General features: G+C 60.6%; 18 protein-coding genes. 7 read left to right on the top strand and 11 right to left on the bottom strand.

The genetic code is table 11. The features are described from left to right. Positions 1-91 precede the first annotated feature (91 nt). From rpmE to H9X86_RS01850, 4 genes are all read left to right on the top strand, one after another. Positions 92-292: a 50S ribosomal protein L31 gene (gene rpmE / locus H9X86_RS01865; RefSeq protein WP_204899897.1), complete on the top strand. Its 201-nt coding sequence runs from the start codon at positions 92-94 to the stop codon at positions 290-292. A gap of 107 nt (positions 293-399) precedes the next feature. Continuing rightward, entirely contained in the window at positions 400-903 is a 504-nt protein-coding gene (locus H9X86_RS01860; protein ID WP_204899896.1) for a flavin reductase family protein, read from the top strand. 224 nt (positions 904-1,127) lie between these two features. Beyond that, positions 1,128-2,417: a GTPase HflX gene (hflX, locus tag H9X86_RS01855; protein WP_204899895.1), complete on the top strand. Its 1,290-nt coding sequence runs from the start codon at positions 1,128-1,130 to the stop codon at positions 2,415-2,417. 6 nt (positions 2,418-2,423) lie between these two features. Continuing rightward, positions 2,424-3,050 carry an IMPACT family protein gene (locus H9X86_RS01850; protein WP_204899894.1) on the top strand — a complete coding sequence of 209 codons (627 nt, stop codon included), beginning with the start codon at positions 2,424-2,426 and terminating at the stop codon, positions 3,048-3,050. On the opposite strand, the gene H9X86_RS01845 is transcribed toward H9X86_RS01850, so the two are convergent. Then, positions 3,028-3,684 carry a TIGR01906 family membrane protein gene (locus tag H9X86_RS01845; protein WP_204899893.1) on the bottom strand — a complete coding sequence of 219 codons (657 nt, stop codon included), beginning with the start codon at positions 3,682-3,684 and terminating at the stop codon, positions 3,028-3,030. The two genes, H9X86_RS01850 and H9X86_RS01845, sit on opposite strands and share 23 nt — an antisense overlap. 88 nt (positions 3,685-3,772) lie before the next feature. Between H9X86_RS01845 and H9X86_RS01840 the strand changes: the two genes are divergently transcribed. Then, on the top strand, positions 3,773-5,038 hold the full coding sequence (locus H9X86_RS01840; RefSeq protein ID WP_204899892.1) for an MFS transporter: 1,266 nt from the start codon (positions 3,773-3,775) through the stop codon (positions 5,036-5,038). 63 nt (positions 5,039-5,101) lie between these two features. On the opposite strand, the gene H9X86_RS01835 is transcribed toward H9X86_RS01840, so the two are convergent. Further along, positions 5,102-5,356: a hypothetical protein gene (locus H9X86_RS01835; RefSeq protein ID WP_204899891.1), complete on the bottom strand. Its 255-nt coding sequence runs from the start codon at positions 5,354-5,356 to the stop codon at positions 5,102-5,104. A 15-nt stretch (positions 5,357-5,371) separates the two neighbouring features. Further along, complete coding sequence (locus H9X86_RS01830) at positions 5,372-6,223, bottom strand: LysR family transcriptional regulator (RefSeq protein WP_204899890.1); 852 nt, start codon at positions 6,221-6,223, stop codon at positions 5,372-5,374. Between the two features lie 136 nt (positions 6,224-6,359). Between H9X86_RS01830 and H9X86_RS01825 the strand changes: the two genes are divergently transcribed. After that, a complete protein-coding gene (locus tag H9X86_RS01825; RefSeq protein ID WP_204899889.1) occupies positions 6,360-8,933 on the top strand; it encodes an FAD-dependent oxidoreductase in 2,574 nt (857 codons plus the stop codon). A gap of 21 nt (positions 8,934-8,954) precedes the next feature. Further along, positions 8,955-9,239 (top strand): putative sulfate exporter family transporter, encoded by a 285-nt coding sequence (locus tag H9X86_RS01820; RefSeq protein ID WP_204899888.1) that lies wholly within the window; start codon positions 8,955-8,957, stop codon positions 9,237-9,239. 313 nt (positions 9,240-9,552) lie between these two features. Here the strand turns inward: H9X86_RS01820 and H9X86_RS01815 are convergent, their stop codons facing one another. The 8 genes from H9X86_RS01815 to H9X86_RS01780 are packed head-to-tail and all read right to left on the bottom strand — an operon-like array spanning position 9,553 to position 16,374. Next, positions 9,553-9,933: an NADH-quinone oxidoreductase subunit C gene (locus H9X86_RS01815; protein WP_204899887.1), complete on the bottom strand. Its 381-nt coding sequence runs from the start codon at positions 9,931-9,933 to the stop codon at positions 9,553-9,555. 20 nt (positions 9,934-9,953) lie between these two features. Further along, entirely contained in the window at positions 9,954-10,955 is a 1,002-nt protein-coding gene (gene hypE, locus H9X86_RS01810; protein ID WP_204899886.1) for a hydrogenase expression/formation protein HypE, read from the bottom strand. Positions 10,956-10,961: 6 nt separating this feature from the next. Further along, the gene (gene hypD, locus H9X86_RS01805) at positions 10,962-12,053 is read right to left on the bottom strand and encodes a hydrogenase formation protein HypD (protein WP_204899885.1); all 1,092 of its coding nucleotides are present in this window, start codon (positions 12,051-12,053) and stop codon (positions 10,962-10,964) included. Beyond that, on the bottom strand, positions 12,043-12,261 hold the full coding sequence (locus H9X86_RS01800) for a HypC/HybG/HupF family hydrogenase formation chaperone (RefSeq protein ID WP_204899884.1): 219 nt from the start codon (positions 12,259-12,261) through the stop codon (positions 12,043-12,045). Before H9X86_RS01800 ends, hypD begins: the two co-directional genes overlap by 11 nt. Positions 12,262-12,275: 14 nt before the next feature. After that, positions 12,276-14,492, bottom strand: coding sequence for a carbamoyltransferase HypF (gene hypF / locus H9X86_RS01795; RefSeq protein ID WP_204899883.1), 2,217 nt, complete (start codon positions 14,490-14,492; stop codon positions 12,276-12,278). Then, positions 14,485-14,952, bottom strand: a complete 468-nt coding sequence (locus tag H9X86_RS01790) for a 4Fe-4S binding protein (RefSeq protein WP_204899882.1) — start codon at positions 14,950-14,952, stop codon at positions 14,485-14,487. The genes hypF and H9X86_RS01790 overlap by 8 nt, the downstream gene beginning before the upstream one ends. After that, complete coding sequence (locus tag H9X86_RS01785) at positions 14,949-15,398, bottom strand: NADH-quinone oxidoreductase subunit B family protein (RefSeq protein ID WP_204899881.1); 450 nt, start codon at positions 15,396-15,398, stop codon at positions 14,949-14,951. The genes H9X86_RS01790 and H9X86_RS01785 overlap by 4 nt, the downstream gene beginning before the upstream one ends. Before the next feature lie 13 nt (positions 15,399-15,411). After that, positions 15,412-16,374 carry a respiratory chain complex I subunit 1 family protein gene (locus tag H9X86_RS01780; protein ID WP_204899880.1) on the bottom strand — a complete coding sequence of 321 codons (963 nt, stop codon included), beginning with the start codon at positions 16,372-16,374 and terminating at the stop codon, positions 15,412-15,414. Positions 16,375-16,384: the final 10 nt, after the last annotated feature.

Genomic DNA, 16,384 nt, shown 5'->3' with positions numbered 1-16,384 from the left:
TTTTTCTCCCTAAGCGTGGTAAGATACATGTTGCGTTTACATGGAGTTATTATGCTCCTGGACTTATTTTCGAAAGAAAGAGGTGAATTCCATGAAGGAAGGCATCCATCCCAACTATGAGAAGACCACTATTACTTGCGCCTGCGGCAACGTGATCGAGACTGGTTCTACCAAGAAGGACATTAAGGTGGAAGTCTGCTCCAAGTGTCACCCCTTCTACACCGGTAAGCAGAAGATGGTGGACACCGGCGGACGTGTCAGCCGCTTCAATAAGAAGTTCGGTTTGGGCTAAATCTTATGGTTTCTTTCAAGGAGACGTTGCGATGTGCAACGTCTCCTTGTCTTTTTATCCAAAGCTGCATATAATGAAAGTATCAAAGAAATAAGGAGGCTACCATCATGTTGAAAAAAGTGGATCCCAAGGAGCTGGACTTTAACGTCTTTTCCGCCATCGGAGACCAGTGGATGCTCATCACCGCCGGGGACAAGGATCAGTGCAACACCATGACTGCCTCCTGGGGCGGAATGGGCATTCTGTGGGGCGCACCCATGGCCATTGCCTACATCCGGCCCCAGCGGTACACCAAGGAGTTTGTGGACCGGGAGGAGTACTTCACCCTCTCCTTCTTTGGCAAAGAGTACCGCCAGCAGCTGGCCCTGTGCGGAGCCAAGAGCGGCAGAGATGTGGACAAGGTGGCAGAGTGCGGCTTCACCGTGGCCACCGGGGCGGGGGATGCCCCTTACTTTGAGGAGGCGGAGATGGTGCTGGTGTGCCGCAAGCGCATGGCCCAGCGGATGAATCCCTCCTATATCCCCGAAGATGTGAAGGAGAAGTGGTACCCGGAAGGGGATTACCACACCATGTACCTGGGCGAAATTGTGGAGGCCCTTATCCACCAGTGAATGGGCATTTTGTGCCCATTCGCTGGTGAGGGGATTGCAGCCCGACTGCGCGCAAGGTTTTGCCCGAAAGGGCAAAACCTCACACTTGCGGGCTGAGAAGTGTTTTCCCGATGCGCATGTCCTCGGGAAAAACGGGATTACAATTGATTTCCCCGCCTGCGGGCGGGGAAACTCTGCCGAGGGCTTTTGATACAGTCCAGATGTAACCATTCAAAGGAGTTTTTATGTTCGAAGATACGCAAGTCAAGGAAATCAACCGTGCCATTCTGGTGGGACTCAACGCACCCAGCCTGAGCCGTGAGGAGAACGCCACCGAGGAGAGCCTGGAGGAGCTGGCCGCTCTGCTGGACACCGCCGGAGGTACCTGCCTGGGCACGGTGCTGCAAAACCGGGCCACCCCCGAGCCTCGCACCTTCATCGGCGAGGGCAAGACTGCCGAGGTCAAGGAGCTGGTGGGGACCCTGGGGGCGGATATTGTCATCTTTGACAACCCCCTCTCTCCCTCCCAGCAGCGGGTGCTCACCGAGGAGCTGGGAGTGACGGTGATGGACCGGGCCGCCCTCATTCTGGACATCTTTGCCAAGCGGGCCCGCACCAGTGAGGGCCGCTTGCAGGTGGAGCTGGCCCAGTACAAGTATCTGCTGCCCCGGCTGACCGGTATGTGGAAGCACCTGGAGCGGCAGGAGGGTGCCATCGGCACCCGTGGCCCCGGTGAGACCCAGCTGGAGAGTGACCGCCGTCACATCCACCGCAAGATTGCCAAGCTGGAATCGGAGCTCAAGGACGTGCGCCGGGTGCGGGCCACCCAGCGGGAGCGGCGGGAGAAAAACGAGGTGCCGGTGGTGGCCATTGTGGGCTATACCAATGCGGGAAAGTCCACCCTATTAAATGCCCTTACCGGGGCGGACATTCCCGCCAACAACCGCCTCTTTGACACCCTGGACACCACCACCCGGATGCTGGAGATATCGGATACCTGCACGGTGCTCATTTCCGACACCGTAGGCTTTATCTCCAAGCTGCCCCACCAGCTGGTGGACGCTTTCAAGGCCACCCTGGAGGAGCTGACCTATGCAGACCTTTTGCTCCACGTCATTGACACCTCCGACCCTCTGTGGCGGGAGCAGGCGGACGTGGTGGATAAACTGATTTTGGAGCTGGGAGCCGCCGAGACCCCCCGGCTGGAGGTCTTTAACAAGTGCGACCTGGCCCCGGCGGAGATCCTACCCCACGGGGAGGACATTGTCACCATCTCCGCCCGCACGGGGGCGGGGCTTGACAAGCTGCTGGAGGCCATTGGCCGCCACCTGGACACCGGGGCCAAACGGGTCACCATCCACCTGCCCTATGACCAGGGTAGCCTGCTGGACACCCTGTACCGGGAGAGTAAGGTGGAGAAGGTGGACTACACCGACACCATCGACGTGGTGGCAGTGTGTACCCCCAAGACCATCGGGCGACTGGGCCTTTTGGTGGAGGGCTGGCAGCCCCACAAAGAGGACTGGGAGGACTGAAACGCCATGAGTGAATACCTCATCCCCACCCGTGAGGCCCAGGCCACTTTGGTGGAGAAGCGCTCGGAGTTCATCGGCCACGTGTGGCCGGTGGACACCGAGGAGGAGGCCAGGGCCCACATTGAGTGGGCGAAAAAGAAGTACCACGACGCCCGGCACAACTGCTGGTGCTACATCGTCAAGGACGGGCCAGTGCGCTACTCCGACGACGGCGAGCCTCAGGGCACCGCCGGACAGCCCATGCTGGGGGTGTTCCAAAAAGAAGGAGTGACCAACGTCTGCTGCGTGGTCACTCGCTACTTCGGCGGTATTCTGTTGGGCGCCGGGGGTCTGGTGCGGGCTTACACCCAGGCCTCCAAAATGGCCCTGGATGAGTCGGGTATTTCGGTGGTGCGCCGCTGGGTGGAAGTCACCGTGGACTGCCCCTACAACTACTTCGAGCGGGTGAAGCTGGAAGTGACTGCCCTGGACGGGGTGGTGGGGGATGTGGACTACACCGACCACGTCACCGTCCATGCCCTGCTGCCCGAGGGGCAGGAGGTGCCCTTCGGGGCGAGAATCACCGAGATTTCCGCAGGAGGCTTTGCCGCTGTGGAAGTTGGGGAGAGTTTCAGACCCGTGCCTTTGGCCTGAGAAAATCCCACACGATCATCAAAATACATCCACCCAGCAGCAGCCCCAAGATGAGCAGGGCACAGTTTCGGAAAAACTCCTGGGGGAGGATGAAGATGATGGGGTCGGTGGCAGGGTCAAAGAGCCAGTTGTCCTTGCCGGGGAAGAACAGCTGATGGAAGATGACAAAGGCCCGGTTGAAGTCCAGAGATGCCAGGACACCTACCAGGGCGAAGCTGCCGCCCAGCCCCACGCCCGCCCAAAAGCCGGGGCCACGGCCCAGGATGGGGGCACAGCGGCGTTTTGTCACCCGGGAGAGGACAAAGAGCACCACCCCGGCCCCGAGGGACGCCGCCAACAGGCGCAGATCCAGCAAAAACAGGCCCCGCACATCGGCAAAGTGGCTGGCACCCTGGGAGGAGTAGGGGAGGATGCCGGTGGAAAAGTGGTCCCCGCCGGTGCAGTAGTCCATCATCTCGTCATAGGCCCGGCGAATTTCCCTTTCGGACAGGCCCACACGCTGGGATAGATTCAGACCGGAGATGTGGGCATAGTAAAAGGGGCGGCACAAAATGGGGGCGGCAATGGAGCCGGTGAGCACCACCAGGGCCAAAATGACCGCCCAAAAAAGAGAGAGTAATTTGCTTTGTTTCATGGGAGAACCCCTCCTTGGTGAATACCCTGACAGTATACCACTTGGAGCGGCGTTTTCCAATCGTATTGTTCTGCGAGAGAGGAGAGTTTTGAGTACCCCGTCTACACTGTGGACCCGGGATTTTACCATCATCACACTGGGCAGTGTGGTGTCTATGGTAGGCAGCACCTTATCCGGCTTTGCCATGAGCATTATGGTGCTGGACTACACCGGGTCCACCTTTTTGTATGCGCTATTCAACATCTGTTTTCAGCTGCCTGTTCTGGTGGTGCCCCTGTTGGCGGGGCCGTATCTGGACCGGATGAGCCGAAAGAAAGCCATTTATCGGCTGGACTTTTTGTCCGCCTTCCTCTACCTGTTGATGTTTTTGCTGATGTGGAAGGGCTGGTACAACTATGCCTTGATTTTGACCTTTTGTCTGGTTACAGGTGCCATTAACAGCATATATTCCGTAGCCTACGATAGTTTTTACCCCAACCTCATTACGGAGGGTAACTTTTCCAAGGCCTATTCCATTTCCAGTCTGATTTGGCCGCTGGCGGCCATGACTGCACCCATTGCAGCCCTCATCTATGACCGGGTGGGGAGCATCCTGCCGCTTTTGGCCATTGATGCGGTGAGTTTTTTCATTGCCGCCTGCTTTGAGCGCACCATCCGCTATCAGGAGACCCACATGGCCCAGGCTGCTCCGGTACAGAGCCGCAACGTCCTGCGCCAGTTCGGTGTGGATTTCAAGGAGGGGCTGTCCTACATCATCTCGGAAAAGGGGCTGCTGGCCGTGACCTTGTACTTCACGGTGAGCAACTTCGCCGGAAGTGGTGGCGGCACCCTGCACCTGCCCTTTTTCCGCAACCATGCCCAGCTGTATGCCATGTGGCCGGTGGCGGCGGTGACCCTGTACGCCATTGTCTCCAACACCTCGGTGGTGGGGCGGCTCATCGGTGGTGTGATCCACTATAAAGTGCATTTCCCCACCAACTGGAAGTTCCGCATTGCGGTGATGGTGTATTTTGTGGTGGCCTTCAACTCAGCGTTTGAGCTGTATCTGCCCATCCCCCTGATGGGCCTGGCCTTTTTCGTCACCGGAGTGCTGGGAGTCACCAGCTACAACATCCGGATCGCTGCCACCCAGTCCTACGTGCCGGACACCAAGCGGGCCCGGTTCAACGGCACCTTCCAGATGCTGTGCTCCCTGGGCGGTGTGGTGGGCACCCTGGTTGCAGGTGTGCTGGCCGAGGGCATGAATGAGCGCCACGTCATCCTTCTGCTGGAGGCGGTGGATGTGGCGGCCATCCTGCTGTTCATGGTGGGGGGCCGGAAGTTTGTGTCCAAGCTGTACAATCGAGATCTGTAAGAGTGAAAACCTCCCCCACGCTTGAAAAGCGTGAGGGAGGTTTGACGTTTGTGTGGTTTTTTATCAAATAAGATAGTGCCCGCAATGGGGGCAATACCGATCGTGGTACCATGTATTGCCCAGATAACCGCCGCAGTGAGGGCATCGGTAAAAGAGGGCCATGATGACGATGGCGCCAATCATGGACAACCATCCCATGGCCAGGATGACCAGGCCGACGGTATCGCCCACGGCAGCCCCAATCATCTCCAGAAGGATCCCCAGAAGAACCAGGGCAATAAATAGCTTGAAGACAATGGATAACGGTATGGGTTTCATTGGACATTTCCTCCTTTACTCGTAGAGAAACAGCTGTATTTTCTCCTGGGGGTTGGTGTGTTTCTGGTAGACAATGGAGAACTCCCGGATGATGGGCTCGTCATCCAGCCAGAACTTGCCCAGCTCCTCGTCGCTATCTGCCAGGGTCTCATAGACGAAGCTGACCCCCAGATTCTGCTTCACCGCCTCCAGAATCAATTTGAAGGAGCTGATGCAGATGTGGCGGTGGAACCGATCCAGGGACTCGTTGTACCCCTTGAGCTTTTGCTCCAGAATGGCCCGGGTGCCCGAGCCCGCCTCCCGGTGGATGATGGTGGCCCCCATCAGCTCTTCCACGCTGATCTTCCGTCCGCAAAAGGGGTGGCCTTTGTGGCAGATACCCACAAAAGGCTCCTGGCGCAGCAGCTGCCAGGCGAAGCGATTTTTGTCAAAGTACCCCTCCACAATGGCAAAGTCCAGCTGTCCATCCTCCAGACTTTGCAGCAGATGCTCCGTGTTGTCCACCACCAGGCACAACGAGCAGTCCTCCCGTGTGAGGAACTTTTTTACCCGGTCGCCGATGACGTAGTCGCCGATGGTTTTGGTGGCCCCCATCTTCACCTCGGTGATGTGGCGGTTGGTGAGACTGCGCCGCAGCTCCAAATCGTTGTACTTCACCGAGCGGGCATATTCCTCCAGGGCACGGCCCTGGTCGGTCTTCACCAGCTGGCGGCCGGAATAGGAAAACAGGCTGCACCCGTATTCATGCTCCAAAAACTGAATGTGATGGGTGACGGCGGGTTGGGACAGGTGTAGAATTTGTGCGGTTTTCCGGTAATTCATCTCCTCACAGAGGATGAGAAAGGTTTCCATTCGGTAGTCCAGCATAGGCATACCCCAGTTCTTTAGTAGGTACAGTGGGTGATTCAGAATTTGAATCATTGTATAATTAAGTCGAATCAATTATAACACCCCTTGTATGTTATAATCAATATGCGAAACATTGAACAAAGGAGAGTTAGCCATGAACGTAATCGTAATCGGTGGCGTTGCCGCAGGTACCAAGGCAGCCGCCAAGCTCAAGCGCGAAGACCGCAATGCGAGTGTCACGATTTACACCAAGAGCCAGGACATTTCCTATGCTGGCTGTGGCCTGCCCTACTATGTGGGAGGAAGCATCGAGACCCGGGACGAGCTCATCGTCAACACCCATGAGAAGTACAAGGGCCTGACTGGTGTGGAGGTGTGCACCGGTATGGAGGCCACTTCTGTGGACGCTGGTGCCAAGACTGTCACCGTGCGCAATGTGGCCACGGGGGAGACCAGCACCGTGGGCTACGACAAGCTGGTGGTGGCTGTGGGCGCTGAGCCCTTCGTGCCCGCCGTGGAGGGTGTGAACCTGCCCGGCGTGTACACCATGCGCACCCCCGACGATGCCATCGGTCTGCGTGCCTACGTGGACAACAATCACTGCCGCAGCGCTGTGGTGGTGGGCGGCGGCTTCATCGGTCTGGAGATCGCCGAGAACCTGATGGCTAAGGGCCTGTCCGTCACCGTGGTGGACATGGCTGACCAGCTGATGCCCAACATCTTTGATGCTGAGGTGGCCGACTACGTCCGCCGCAAGCTCCAGGGTAAGGGCATGCGTGTCCGCACCGGCACCGCCCTCAAGGGTATTGTGGGCACCGAAAAGGCCACTGGTGTGGACACCAGCGCCGGCGTGCTGCCTGCTGACGTGGTGGTGATGGCCATTGGCATCCGTCCTGCCACCGGCTTCCTCAATGAGTCCGGCCTGGAGATGGTGAAGGGCACCATCGTGGTGGACGAGCATCAGCGCACCAACCTCAATGACGTGTACGCCGTGGGCGACTGCGCCATGGTACACAACCGCATCACCGGCAAGGGCCAGTGGTCCGCCATGGGCTCCACCGCCAACATCACCGGCCGCTGCCTGGCCAAGAACCTCACCGGCACCGATACCCCCTATCTGGGCTGCATGGGCACTGGTGTGGTGCGCCTGGCTGACGACCTGAACGCTGGCCGTACCGGCCTCACCGAGGCTCAGGCCAAGGCTGAGGGCTACGACGTGGTCACCGTGACCTGCGTCACCGACGACAAGGCTCACTACTATGCCGACGCCTCCTCCTTTGTCACCAAGCTCATCGCCGACCAGACCTCCGGCAAGCTGCTGGGTATTCAGGTGCTGGGCGCCGGTGCTGTGGACAAGATGGTGGACATCGCCGTCACCGGCATTGCCATGGGCGCCAAGGTTTCCGACTTCGACACCCTGGACTTTGCCTATGCCCCCCCCTTCTCCACCGCCATTCACCCCTTTGTCCAGGCCTGCTACATCCTGGAGAATAAGATGTCCGGCGCCTTCGAGACCTTCACTCCCGCCCAGTACGCTGCTGGCGAGGCCAAGGACTACCGTGTGCTGGACGCTCACCCCGCCGCCACTCTGCCCGGCGCTACCTGGGTGAATCTGTCCACCGTCAACGCTCCCATCGAGGGCACCAACCTGGACGACAAGCTGCTGCTGGTGTGTGCCAAGGGCAAGCGTGGCTACTTCCTGCAGAACCGTCTGAAGGCTCTGGGCTACACCAACACCCGTGTGCTGGAAGGCGGCGCCTTCATCAACACTGTGAAGATCTCTGTGCCCGCCACCGCTCTGAGCCCCGCTGAGATCAAGCGGGTCAAGGGCCTGGGCTGCCTCCAGGACAAGCGCTACCCCGACGTGTTCAACGTGCGTATCATCACCCGCAACGGTAAGATCACCGCTGACGAGCACCGCACTGTCATTGAGGCCGCTGAGAAGTTCGGCAGCGGCGAGGTGACCATGACCACCCGTCTGACTCTGGAGATCCAGGGCGTGAAGTACGAGAACATTCAGCCCCTCATCGACTTTGTCAACGAGCGTGGCCTGCTCACCGGCGGTACCGGCTCTCTGGTGCGTCCCGTGGTGGCCTGTAAGGGTACCACCTGCCAGTACGGCCTGCTGGATTCCTTCTCCCTCAGCGACAAGATCCATGAGCGCTTCTACCTGGGCTACCACACCGTGACCCTGCCCCACAAGTTCAAGATCGCTGTGGGCGGCTGTCCCAACAACTGCGTCAAGCCCGACCTGAACGACCTGGGCATCGTGGGCCAGCGTATGCCCATGGTGAACCTGTCCAAGTGCCGTGGCTGCAAGGTGTGCCAGGTGGAGAACGCCTGTCCCATCAAGATCGCCAAGGTGGTGGACGGCAAGATCGTCATCGATCCCAACGAGTGCAACAACTGCGGCCGCTGTAAGGGCAAGTGCCCCTTCGGCGCTCTGGAGGAGTACACGGAAGGCTACAAGGTCTACGTGGGCGGACGCTGGGGCAAGAAGGTTGCCCATGGCCACCCCCTCAGCAAGATCTTCACCAGCGAGGAAGAGGTTCTGGACGTGGTGGAGCGTGCCATTCTGTTCTTCCGTGACGAGGGCATCACCGGCGAGCGCTTTGCCGACACCATCGACCGTCTGGGCATGGAGTACGTGGAGGACAAGCTGCTCCACCAGACCATCAACAAGGATGCCATCCTGAACAAGACCGTCAAGGGCGGCGCTACTTGCTAATTTAAGAGAGAGAAACGAAACATGAAGAGAGAGACTACCCACAAGTGGCTGGCCATTGTGCTGTGCATTGTGGTGGGTGTGCTGGCCAATGAGTCCACCACCCTCCAGGCCCAGTGGTTTCACCCCACCGTCATGGGCGGTCCCATGCTGGCCCTGCTGGTGACCATGATCGTCTGCAACCTGGTGCCCAGCGTTTCCAAGGGCTTCAAAGAGGGCACCACCTACTGCTCCAAGCAGTTTTTGAACTGGGGCATCATCGCCACCGGCGGTACCCTGAGCTTTGCCGCCATTCCCTACAACAAGTAAAAAAGGACTGTGGGACAGAAGCGTCGCTTCTGTCCCACAGTCCTTTTCAGCGTGTCGAAAAAGTTCGACACGCTTCTCAAAAATGCAAGCATTTTTTCGAGGGGTTGCAGCCCGCTGCATGCACCCTTGGGTCAAAGGACGACCCAAGGCCACACTGGCGGGCTGAGAAGTGTTTTTTTCGATGCGCATGTCCCCGAAAAAAACGGATTAAGATTTATTTTCCCGCCTTCGGGCGGGAAAACTCTGCCGAGGGCTTTTTCTATGCAAGATTGTCATGGCTTTTTTGTTTTTTGACAGTCCTTTTGCTTTGAAATTACAGGTTGTTCTCGTTCCGCAGCACATTGAGGGGGGTGACGGTGATCTGCCCCTCGCCGCTGAGCAGGTTGTCCGGCATGAACAGGCGCTGGCTGCAATCCAGCCCCTCAAAGGTGATGGGTACCAGCTCCGCCACGTCTCGCTCCGCCCACTGGGCAGCGGCGTCGTAGATGTGGGAGATGGTGGGCACGGTGGCGTGGCCCCGCACCTCGTAGCTCAGGACGTTGGGACCGTCGTCGTAGTCATAGGTGACCACAGGGGTACCGTCGTTTTCCATGTGGCCGTGGATCATAATGAGCAGTCGCCCCTCCTGCCTCATTTTTTCTGCGGTGGGTACAATTTCCTCGGGAGTGATCTCAATTTTCTGGTTGGTCTGCATGGTGACATCCCCTCACTTTTTTAACAGATTCTCGGCAGCTGTGCGCCGGATAGCTTGGACAACACACGGTGGGCACCCAAAGACGTTTTCAGTACCGCCCGGCCCGGGAACTGGGTGGTGATGGAGCCAATGATGGCGGCGTTCTCTCCGCCGGGCGTGGCACGCAGGGCCTCCAGCACAGCGGGGGCGGTCTCCGGAGAGACCACCGCCAGCAGCTTGCCCTCGTTGGCGCAGTACAGGGGGTCCAGCCCAAGAAGGGAGCAGGCGGCCTCCACCTGGGGCCGCACCGGCACGGCGTCCTCCTGCACCTGGGCGCACAGAGGTGTGCCCTCCACAAATTCATTGAGCACCGTGGCCACACCGCCCCGGGTGGGGTCTCGCAGCACCCGCACACCGCCTACGGACAGGGCTGCCGCTGCCAGCTGGTGCAGAGGCATACAGTCGGAAGTGAGCTCGTCTCCCTGGAGCATCCCGCTTCTAGAGAGCATTACGGCGGTGCCGTGATCGCCTACGGTGCCGCTGACCAGGATTTGATCTCCGGGCTGGATGGCGTGGGTGGAGAGTCCCGGCCATTTTACCTCCCCGATGCCCGAGGTGTTGAGGTAGATCCCGTGTCCGTGGCCTCGTTCCACCACCTTGGTGTCGCCCGTGACCACCTGAACCCCGCAGGAGGCGGCGGTGGCGGCCAGGGAGGTGATGATGCGCTTCAAGTCCTCCACCGGGAAGCCCTCTTCCAAAATCATGCCCAGGCTCAGATACTTAGGAATAGCACCGCACATGGCAAGATCGTTGACGGTGCCGCACACCGCCAGCTTGCCAATGTCCCCGCCGGGGAAGAAGATGGGGTCAATGACAAAGCTGTCTGTGGAGAAGGCCAGGGGGCCGGAGAGGTCCAGCAGCGCCCCGTCCCCCAAGGGGGCCAGGTGGGAATTGCTGAGGGCGGGGAGGAGCAGCTCTTCAATGAGCTGAGCGGTGCGGCCTCCACCGCTGCCGTGGTCTAAGGTAATGTATTGTGGGTCCATCCTGGGTCATTCCCTTCCATAGAGATAGGCGGCGGCACAGGCCCCTTCCCCGGACACCATGCACGGCCCCACCGGGGTGTCTGGGCTGCACACGGTGCCAAAGAGGGGGCACTGCCTGGGGCCAATGCGGCCACAGATCACGTCCCCGCACCGACAGGGGGAGGGGGCGGACTGGGCAACTGGGGAGAAGCCAAAGCGGGCGGCGGCATCAAAGTCGGCAAACTCCGCTTTTAGCCCGAACCCGCTGTTGGGGATGTCCCCCAGTCCTCGCCATGTATCGTCCTTTGGTTCCAGCACCTGGGTTATCACCTGCTGGGCCATTGGATTGCCCTGGGGGGACACCGCCCGGGTGTATTCGTTTTCCAGCTTTGGGGTGTGGTCTTTCACCTGGGTGATGAGCAGGTGGAGGGAGGCCACCAAGTCCCCCGCCTCAAACCCCGCCACCACGGCGGGTTTTTCATATTCCTGGGGGAGAAACTGAAAGGCATCCGCCCCCAAAATGGTGGCCACATGGCCGGGGCACAAAAAGCCGTCCACCCGGAAATCCTCTTGCCCCAGCAACGCCCGGAGGGCGGGGGGTGTGGCCTTCAGCAGGCACAGCAGGGAGAAGTTTTTGATTCCCCGCCGCTGGGCCTCCAGCACCGCCAGGGCGGTGCCAGGGGCGGTGGTCTCAAAGCCGACACCCAGGAAAATCACCTGTTTGGTGGGGTGGGACTGGGCCAGCTCCAGGGCGTCCATGGGGGAGTACACCACCTGGATGTCTGCCCCTAAAGCCTTTTGCCGCCTTAAATCAAACCCTGGCTTGGAGCCGGGCACCCGCATCAAGTCCCCGTAGGTGGCGAGGATGACCCCCCGCAGGGCGGCCAGCCGCAGTACCTCGTCCATGACCCCCGCCGGGGTGACGCACACCGGGCACCCGGGCCCGGAGATCAGCTGTACCTGGGGTGGCAGCAGCTGCCGCACTCCCGTGCGGGCCAAAGCCATGGTGTGGGTGCCGCACACCTCCATGAGCCGCATGGGGGGCAGGTCTGGGCTTTGGATGGCCTGTACCAGCCGTTCCAGTCCCTGGGGACGGCGAAAATCCGCTTCACAGAGCATCGGCCACCTCCTGCAAGGCTTTCAGATTGGCCAAAGCCTGTTCCTCTTTCAGCCGCTCCATGGCAAAACCGGCGTGAACCAGCACATAATCCCCCACCTGGGGGTTGGGGATGAAGTCCACCCGGACGGTGCGGCGGATGCCGTTTGCTTCTGCTACGGCCTCTTTGTCGTGAATTTCAATGAGCCGCAGGGGCACGGCAAGACACATGGGAATCCTTCCTTTCACCGCCAGGCTGCGGCGGCCATAAGCTGTCCCAGGGCGATCCCCTCATCGTTGGTGGACACCCGGGAGTGATGATAGACCCTCAAGCCCTGGGCGCTCAGTGCGTCCAGGATGCGGGGCAGTAGATACATATTTTGAAAGACACCACCGGAGAGCACCACTCGGTCTAAGCTGGTACTCTCCCGGGCGCATCGGCATTGCTGCACCGCCAGCTCCACCATGGCATTCATAAACTGAGCCGCCAAATGGTGGGGGGATTGGCCTTGCCTCAACCGCTCCAGGAGGGCAACGGTGAGGGTGGGAGTATTCAGGCGGCACACCCCGTCCACCGTCTCCAACTCCACAGGCAGAGCCTCAGTGACCCCTGCCTGGGCCATGTGCTCCAGGCGAATGGCACTCTCCCCCTCGTAGTGGACGGGAGAGGAGCCGCCCAGCAGGGCATATACCCCGTCAAAGAGCCGTCCCATGCTGGAGGCGGGGGGACAGTTGAGCCCCGCTTTCAGCTGGAGGGTGAGCATGTCCTGGGAATCTGCATCCAGCCCCGCTGCATAGCGCAGACTGTGGGCGATGCGCCCGGGGTCTCGGGCACAGGCATCTCCGCCGGGCAGGAGAATGGGGGAGATGGAACCCAGGCGGGTGAAGCCGTGGGCATCTCCCGCCAGACATTCCGCTCCCCAGATGGTGCCGTCGGTGCCCAGCCCGGTGCCGTCCCACACAAGGCCGATACAGGGGCCCCCCAGTCCATTGTCCGCCATACAGGAGAGCATGTGGGCGTGGTGGTGCTGCACCTGGGTCAGGGGTACACCCAGCTCTTTGGAGAGCTGGTGAGCCACCTGGGTGGAGAGATAGTCCGGGTGGAGATCACAGGCCAGCCCCTCCACCTCCACCCCGAAGAGGGTGCGGAAGTGGCGCAGTTGCTGCTGGTAGTGGTCCAAGGTCTCCATGTTCTTTAAGTCGCCGATGTGCTGGCTTAAAAGGGCGTCCTTACCCTTACCCAGAGCAAATCCCGCCTTCTGTTCCGCTCCGCAGGCCAAAAGTCCATGGACGGAGCAGGACACCTCCACGGGCTGGGGCACATAGCCCCGGCTGCGGCGCAGGGGATATTCCTTGCCCCGGAAGACCCGCAGAAGGGAGTCATCACACCGGGTGACGATGTCCCGGTTGTGGAGGAGAAAACCATCGGCAATCCCCTGTAACCCTTCCAACGCTGCCTGGTTGTCAATGAACACGGGACAGTCCGAGGGGTTGGCGCTGGTCATCACCAGGGCGGAAAAGCCCTCCATGAGCAGGTAGTGCAAGGGAGTGTAGGGAAGCATGAGCCCCAGTTCCGGGGTGTGGCTCAGCACATCCGGGGCGGGGTCACGCTTGCGCAGCAGTACAATGGGCCGCCGCCAGCTGGTCAAGGCCGTCTCTTCCTCTGGGGAGAGGTGACACAGACCCCGGGCGGCATCCAGGTCGGCGCACATGAGGGCCAGAGGTTTGCCCTCCCGCTCTTTGCGCTGCCGCAATAGGGAAGCATACTGGGGCAGGCAGGCCAGGTGGAAGCCCCCCAGCCCCTTCACTGCCACGATTCCACCCTGTCTCAGCTGCGCTTGGGCCAGCTGGATGGGGTCGCCCTCTACGGCCTTTCCTGCCCCATCCAGATAGGTGAGGGTGGGGCCGCAGTTGGGGCAGCAGGTGGGCTGGGCGTGGTAGCGGCGGTCTGTGATGTCGGTGTACTCTCCTTGGCAATCCTCACACATGGGGAATGCCCCCATGGCGGTGCGCTCCCGGTCATAGGGGATGCTTTGGATGATGGTGAACCGGGGCCCGCAGTTGGTGCAGTTGAGAAAGGGGTGGCGGTACCGCCGATCCCCTGGGGTGCGCATTTCCCGCAGACAGTCTTCACAGATGCCCACGTCGGGGCTGACCTGGGTGTCCGGGGCGTGCTCTCCCACACTGGGGAGGATGTGAAACCCCACCTCTCCGGTGGGAGGAATGGAAACGGTGCTGACCCGGCGAATACGGGCCAGCACCGGGGCCTGTTGCTGCAAGAGGGGAACGAATTGGTCCACCTGATCCGGTTGCCCCTCCAGTTCCAGCTCCGCCCCCTGGGGGGTGTTGCGGATGAAGCCGGACAGGGACAACTGGGTGGTGAGGCGGTGGACGGTGGGGCGAAACCCCACCCCCTGCACCAGTCCCTCCACCTCCAGGCGGATGCGGGAGAGGTCAGCCATTGGCCTGCTCCGCTGCCGCCTTGGCGGCTTTGGCGGCCTCCGCCTTGGCCTTCAGCTCGGCAATCTGTTCGGGGGTCATCTTGGGGGGCGGAGCCTTCTTGACGAAGGTGCCGGACACCAAAAAGTCTTCAGGTTTGGTGCCCACGATCATATAGTCGTCGGAAAGCTCGATGGAGTGACGGGAACAGAAGTCGGCACACATGCCGCAGAAGGTGCAGCTGGTCATATCGAAGGTGAGGGTGATCTTTTGATCGCCGTTGGGCAGCGGCTCAATGGTGCGCTCCATGCACTGGGGGGCGCACACCCGCATACACAGCCCGCAGTTGATGCAGCTCTCCGGGTGATAGATGATGCGGCCCCGATAGCCAGGGGCGGCCTTAGGGGGCTCTCCCTTGGGGAATTTCTCGGTGGCGGGGGTGCGGAAGAGATTGCCCAGGGCTTTCGTGAGATAGGGAATCATTTCTGACGCATCTCCTTCCGCTTTTCAGCCAGAATTTCGGCGGCCTTGGCCAGGGCGGCCATGATGGCCTCGGGCTTGGGGGTGCAGCCGCCCACGGACACGTCCACATGGGTGTACTTCTCCAGAGGGCCGTCCACGCAGTAGCTGCCCTTAAACACGTTGCCGGACCGGGGGCAGGAGCCCAGGCTCACCACCACACGGGGTTCGGGCACCTGGGCCAGGGTGCGCACCAGGCGATCTTTGGTTTGGGAGGTGACGGGGCCGCTGACCACCACGATGTCCGCTTGCCTGGGGGTTCCGGTGAGGCGGAAGCCCAGTCGCTCGGCGTCGTACCGGGGGGTGAGCACCGACACCAGCTCGATGTCACAGCCGTTGCAGGAGCCTGCGTTGATGTGGAAGATCCAGGGACTTTTGGCCATGCTCTTGTCGATCATGTTCTGAAACATACCTTGTCCCTCCTTACAGGCCCAGCCAGACCAGAATGAGACTGATGAGGGCCAGTCCGGCCACCACCGTCCAGTAGAATTTGAACACTTGCTCCACCTTGAACCGGGCACACACGGCGTGGGGCACGCTCATGGTGACAAAGGTGAGCACCACGCTGAGACCCACCATCACCAGGGCGTCCAAAGCGGCGTACCCGGTGGAGATGCCGCCCAGGAACAGCACGCAGAAGAGGGCGCACATGACGTACATCTTCACGCAGTGGGTGAGCCGGAACAGTCCGGCGGGAGGGCCGCTGTACTCGGCCAGGGTGCCCTCACAGATCTCCGTCTCCGCCTCGGCGATGTCAAAGGGGTGCATCCCAATTTCGCAGGGGATGACAAAGAGCATGGCCAGGGCGGCGGGAATCATGCTCCAGTGGAACAGCAGGTTTCCGTTGACGGCCTGCCAGTTCACAATGGTCTGGAGGGAGAAGGTGACCCCCAGGGGGGTGCCCTCCCCGGCCATGCGGCCCACCGCCAGCATCACCAGCACGAAGGGCAGCTCATAGGAGATCATGGCCACCATTTCACGGCTCAGGCCCACCCCGGCAAAGGGGGAGCCGGAGGCGGCAGCGCCCACGATCATGGACACGCCCACCACCGTGAGCAGGTAGAGGATGACCACCAGGTCAGCGGAGGTGGAGTAGACGGAGTAGGAGAACACCGGGATGAACAGGGCCACGGTGATGAGAGCGGCAAAGCCGATGACCGGAGCGGCCAGGAAGAGGGAGCGCCGGGCATGGCGGGGGATGATGGTCTCCTTGCCGCAGCACTTGAGAAAGTCATACCAGGGCTGGAGCAGGGGCGGGCCCACCCGGTTTTGCATCCGGGCCACCAGCTTGCGGTCTAACCCTGCCAGCAGCACGCCCACCACCACACAGAAGAGCAGGCCGGGGAATACCAGCACATGGAAGATGGTCCAGAGGAAGTTTATCATGTCAGGTACC

It is taken from the genome of Pseudoflavonifractor capillosus, assembly GCF_016902575.1.
Taxonomy (GTDB): domain Bacteria; phylum Bacillota; class Clostridia; order Oscillospirales; family Oscillospiraceae; genus Enterenecus; species Enterenecus capillosus_A.
The sequence above is the reverse complement of the archived record's forward strand: the minus strand, read 5'-3'. Positions and strand labels throughout refer to the sequence as shown.

Excerpts from the sequence above, each read along its gene's own strand:
- H9X86_RS01830 (WP_204899890.1), bottom strand. The coding sequence starts at position 6,223 with ATGCTGGACTACCGAATGGAAACCTTTCTCATCCTCTGTGAGGAGATG.
- hypF (WP_204899883.1), bottom strand. The coding sequence starts at position 14,492 with ATGGCTGACCTCTCCCGCATCCGCCTGGAGGTGGAGGGACTGGTGCAG.
- hypD (WP_204899885.1), bottom strand. The coding sequence starts at position 12,053 with ATGCTCTGTGAAGCGGATTTTCGCCGTCCCCAGGGACTGGAACGGCTG.
- H9X86_RS01800 (WP_204899884.1), bottom strand. The coding sequence starts at position 12,261 with ATGTGTCTTGCCGTGCCCCTGCGGCTCATTGAAATTCACGACAAAGAG.
- H9X86_RS01860 (WP_204899896.1), top strand. The coding sequence starts at position 400 with ATGTTGAAAAAAGTGGATCCCAAGGAGCTGGACTTTAACGTCTTTTCC.
- H9X86_RS01835 (WP_204899891.1), bottom strand. The coding sequence starts at position 5,356 with ATGAAACCCATACCGTTATCCATTGTCTTCAAGCTATTTATTGCCCTG.
- hypE (WP_204899886.1), bottom strand. The coding sequence starts at position 10,955 with ATGGACCCACAATACATTACCTTAGACCACGGCAGCGGTGGAGGCCGC.
- H9X86_RS01815 (WP_204899887.1), bottom strand. The coding sequence starts at position 9,933 with ATGCAGACCAACCAGAAAATTGAGATCACTCCCGAGGAAATTGTACCC.
- H9X86_RS01820 (WP_204899888.1), top strand. The coding sequence starts at position 8,955 with ATGAAGAGAGAGACTACCCACAAGTGGCTGGCCATTGTGCTGTGCATT.
- H9X86_RS01825 (WP_204899889.1), top strand. The coding sequence starts at position 6,360 with ATGAACGTAATCGTAATCGGTGGCGTTGCCGCAGGTACCAAGGCAGCC.
- H9X86_RS01780 (WP_204899880.1), bottom strand. The coding sequence starts at position 16,374 with ATGATAAACTTCCTCTGGACCATCTTCCATGTGCTGGTATTCCCCGGC.
- rpmE (WP_204899897.1), top strand. The coding sequence starts at position 92 with ATGAAGGAAGGCATCCATCCCAACTATGAGAAGACCACTATTACTTGC.
- H9X86_RS01785 (WP_204899881.1), bottom strand. The coding sequence starts at position 15,398 with ATGTTTCAGAACATGATCGACAAGAGCATGGCCAAAAGTCCCTGGATC.
- H9X86_RS01850 (WP_204899894.1), top strand. The coding sequence starts at position 2,424 with ATGAGTGAATACCTCATCCCCACCCGTGAGGCCCAGGCCACTTTGGTG.
- hflX (WP_204899895.1), top strand. The coding sequence starts at position 1,128 with ATGTTCGAAGATACGCAAGTCAAGGAAATCAACCGTGCCATTCTGGTG.
- H9X86_RS01845 (WP_204899893.1), bottom strand. The coding sequence starts at position 3,684 with ATGAAACAAAGCAAATTACTCTCTCTTTTTTGGGCGGTCATTTTGGCC.
- H9X86_RS01790 (WP_204899882.1), bottom strand. The coding sequence starts at position 14,952 with ATGATTCCCTATCTCACGAAAGCCCTGGGCAATCTCTTCCGCACCCCC.